Source organism: Streptomyces sp. NPDC050263, from assembly GCF_040655955.1.
In the GTDB taxonomy this organism is placed as follows: domain Bacteria; phylum Actinomycetota; class Actinomycetes; order Streptomycetales; family Streptomycetaceae; genus Streptomyces.
In genome coordinates, this window is record NZ_JBFAKW010000314.1 from 1 (window position 1) to 1,155 (window position 1,155).

General features: G+C 71.8%; 1 protein-coding gene. It reads right to left on the reverse strand.

Annotated features, from left to right (window positions below):
- Positions 1-85 precede the first annotated feature (85 nt).
- On the reverse strand, positions 86-1,051 hold the full coding sequence (locus AB0J04_RS46240; protein WP_363174750.1) for a LysR family transcriptional regulator: 966 nt from the start codon (positions 1,049-1,051) through the stop codon (positions 86-88).
- Between the last annotated feature and the right edge of the window lie 104 nt (positions 1,052-1,155).

Here is a 1,155-nt window from a genome sequence, read left to right on the forward strand (position 1 = left end):
CCGTCGTATCGGACGGCGGCGAGGCCGACACGTGCCGAACACATCCCTGCCGTGGGACGGGGTCACGGCGGCCGCCGGGCCGGGATCAGAGCAGTTCCGGTACCGACCCTGCGCCCTGCGCGGCGGGTACGGCCTCGTCCGTGCCGTGGCCGGTCAGCGTCGCGCCCACCTCCGCCGCCTTCTGCCGCAGCCAGATGTGGGCCGCGTCCTGCGCGTGTACCGGGTGCCACCACATCGCCTCCCGCACCGGTACGGCCTCGAAGGGGCAGGGCAGGACGCGTACCGCGGCGGAGCGGACCGCTTTGCGTGCCAGGCGTTCCTGGATCATGGCGATCCGGCGGGTGCCCTCCACCATGTGGGGCAGCAGTTGGAAGGTCTGTACGGAGACCTCCACCCGAGGGCTGATGCCGAGCATGCTGAGCTGGCGGGCGGCCGGGGCGTCGTAGGGGCGCTGGTAGACCGCCCAGGGCAGGCGCGAGAGGTGGTCGAGGGAGAGTTCGTCGCCGACCTCGGGGTTGTCGTCGGCGACCATGCACAGCCAGCGGTCCCGATGGATGTCGACGAAGGGGAAGCCGTCGATGATGCCGTGCGGCAGCAGCAGGCCGTCGACGGTGCTCAGCGCGGTCGCGGTGTTCTCCACGACCGCGGGCGTCGAATGCTGGAAGGTGAGCCGGATGCCGGGCGCCTCCCGGTGCAGGGCGCGGGCGAGCGCGGAGCCGAAGACGGCCGCGCCGTAGTCGGAACAGAGCAGGGTGAACTCGCGTGTCTCGGCGGCCGGGTCGAAGTCGGCCTGGCTGGCGAAGACCCGTTCCAGCAGGTCGCAGGCGGTGGCGCTGCGATCCTGCAGGGCGGCGCCGAGGGGGGTCAGCTCGTAGGCGTTGCCGGTGCGGGCGAGCAATTCGTCGTCGAAATGGCGGCGCAACCGGGACAGCGCCGCGCTCATCGCGGGCTGGCTCAGTCCGATGCGCTCGCCGGCCCGCGTGACGTTGCGCTCCTCCAGCAGCGCACGCAGGGCAACGACCAGGTTGAGGTCGAGTCGGGACAGGTTCACCGGACACCTACCTAGTGCCGCGGCAGGCAACGTTCGCCCCGTCGCGACGCCCGGCACGCACTCTCGCCGCACCGGCCGAAAGCCCAAGTACGTCCAGTACGAGG